Source organism: Verminephrobacter aporrectodeae subsp. tuberculatae At4 (genome assembly GCF_000193225.1).
Classification (GTDB): domain Bacteria; phylum Pseudomonadota; class Gammaproteobacteria; order Burkholderiales; family Burkholderiaceae_C; genus Acidovorax; species Acidovorax aporrectodeae.
In genome coordinates this window covers 1-2671 of the sequence record NZ_AFAL01000525.1, presented here as the reverse complement: position 1 = coordinate 2671, position 2671 = coordinate 1, and the positions used below count along the sequence as shown (strand labels likewise).

2 protein-coding genes are annotated in these 2671 nt (G+C 48.8%); both read left to right on the top strand.

Annotated elements, in window-relative coordinates:
- Positions 1–1726 (top strand): RHS repeat-associated core domain-containing protein (locus VTU_RS31835; RefSeq protein WP_201766159.1); only part of this gene is annotated, 1726 nt, incomplete at its 5' end.
- An 84-nt stretch (positions 1727–1810) separates the two neighbouring features.
- Entirely contained in the window at positions 1811–2548 is a 738-nt protein-coding gene (locus VTU_RS32975) for a hypothetical protein (RefSeq protein ID WP_138927947.1), read from the top strand.
- Positions 2549–2671 lie beyond the last annotated feature (123 nt).

The window sequence follows — 2671 nt, the reverse complement described above, 5'->3', positions numbered from 1 at the left end:
CACAGCCTACCTGTACGAGGACCACCAACTCAGCGCCGAACTCGACGCACAGGGTCGGATCACGCGCCAATACATCTACTTGGCAAACAGACCCATTGCAGTCATCGACACCCCCGCAGGCCGCCCACTGGCCGACGCCCCCCGCAGCGTGCTGGCCGATCTGAAAATCATTGTGCAAAGCTGGTTTGATCAAGCAGAAAAAATCGTCTGGCTGCACGCCAACCACCTCGGGGCCATTGAAGCGGCCACCGCCGCACAAGGGCAGCTGGTATGGCAGGCCAGCTACGCGCCCTTTGGGCAAGCAAGCATCCGCACAGTGCGGCTGGATGCACAAGCCGCGCAAACGGACTTCACGCTCAACCTGCGCCTGCCAGGCCAATACGCCGACAGCGAAACCGGGCTGTACTACAACGGCCAGCGCTACTACGACCCCGAACGCGGTCAATACCTGACCCCCGATCCCCTGGGCACGCCCGATGGACCCAATCCCTATAGCTATGTGCGCTACAACCCGCTTAAATACATTGATCCAGATGGGTTGGTGCTGTTTGCGTTTGATGGGACGGGGAATAGTACGAATGCGGCTGATCTGAATTCAGGAAATGGCGTGACAAATGTTGTTTCTTTTCAAGAATACTACGAAAAATCAAATGGGGGAATTCGCTATATCAGTGGAGTTGGAACGGTTGATGTGAGCGATCCTTCGCGCCCAATTAAGCCAAGGAGATGTTTTCCGCCTGCCATTCCTGATCCTTTTGATACTCCTCCTGATCCTTCTGATAGTAATCCTAACCCTTCTTATGATCTTCTTGATTATGTTTCTTCCCTTATTTCTGCTGCCGATCAAGACAAGGGTTTGAATTGCACAGGGCCAGATCGTATTGAACGCATGATTGAGTATTTCAATGCAGAAGCCAAGAATACGAAAGAAGATGAGACCATGCAAGTAGATATCATTGGATTTAGTAGGGGCGCTGCGCAGGCACGTGATTTTTCCAACAGAATTGCGGCAAAAACGGATTCGAAGGGTTTGTATAGTTATAAAGACAAAAAGACGAAAGAGCAAGTCTGCAGAAAGGTCAACTTCCGTTTTATGGGTTTGTGGGATACGGTGTTGAGCACCAATCACTCGTTGTACAAATATAAATTAGCCATACCCGTTCAGTTTTCCTATGTCGCTCACGCAGTGGCCCTGAATGAGCATCGTGATAATATCTTGCCTGGAGATCGGCCAAAATCGACTGAAGAGAGCGCATTGGGTGCATTTCCATTGGAATCCATCATGGGCACTGAAATCCCCAAGGATAAAACCCGCATGGAACGTGGATTTATTGGTTCACACGCGAATATTGGTGGCGGTTATAAGGACGATTCCTTGTCCAGCGTTGCACTGGCGTGGATGGTAGAGCAGGCCAGAAGCGCCGGAGTCGAAATGAGCAAGAAGCCGATCAAGGTGTCACCCAACCCCGTATTGCACGACAAGAGTGAAAATATAAACAATGGCGAAGCCACCGGTAATCTTGAAGATCGGGATGTGCGCTATACTAATGGCCAAATGGTGAAACAGCTTGAGATGCGCAATACAGGGTTGACCCACGATGAAATCAAAAAACACGGCTTTATAAATTATACACCACGTAATCTAGTGCCTCGTATCACATATAATTCACCCGTCGGCCCGGATTCCGCCATGATGACGGAAGAAAAGTATATATACAAGCAATGAAACGGGCACGGTGAATATGAGAAATTACCGGGATTGGTTGTTGAAAAATGGTTATGATCTCGGAAATTTGAGGATTAAATAGGTATGAAAAATACCAATTTTTTGAGCAAACTCGCCACGCTAGTATCCTCGAGTCACCAGCGCCAACTGCTGTCAATGATGTTGTCGGGGTTCTTCCTGATAGGTGGCGCGTACATCCTTTTGAAGCCCAAAGCTCCTCCAGAAAAAGTGATCAATTTGACCCCCGAAGACAAAATGCTGATCTATAAATATCGGGAAATCCATGGAGGAGTATTGTATATTAGTGTAGTCGGCGAAGATAAGAAAAATGTAACAATGCTTAATCAAAATGGCGTAGTATGGAATGCCAAATTATCTCTCGGCGAAGGAGGTGATCGCCATTCCACTTTTACTGACGCCATGTCCATTCCCAGAACATTGCATGTGACATGGAGAACGGAGGATGCGGAACCCCGGGAAAACAGTTATGGAGTGCCTAATATTTTCCATGGCTTTGAAGGTGGAACCATCCTTGGAGACTACACCGTCCAAGTTGCCTCGCGGATTCCCGATGATGTCTTGGACTTTATCCGTAAAAATGGTAGTTCGTTGTTGCGTCTCAAGATCCGCCTGGCGGATCATGGTGTGTTGGTTGGATGGGATGTGGAAGAGTGGTACAACGCCATAGGCGGACGAACTTATCGTTATGTAATGCCAGGCGGGGATTTCAGGGAGCCACAAAGAGAGAATGGAGAAGTCATTGAGCGTGGTTGGATGATCATGCCTGATGGAAAGAAGGTTGAGATGGATTGGACTAGATAAACCATGAAAAATATCCCTCAAATCCAGTCCGGCGTACTCCCCCCACCATTTGCCAGCGGCCAGCCTGCCTGGATACCCGCACACCCAGACAAACCGTGCTGACGAATAGCCAGGGACAAAAAA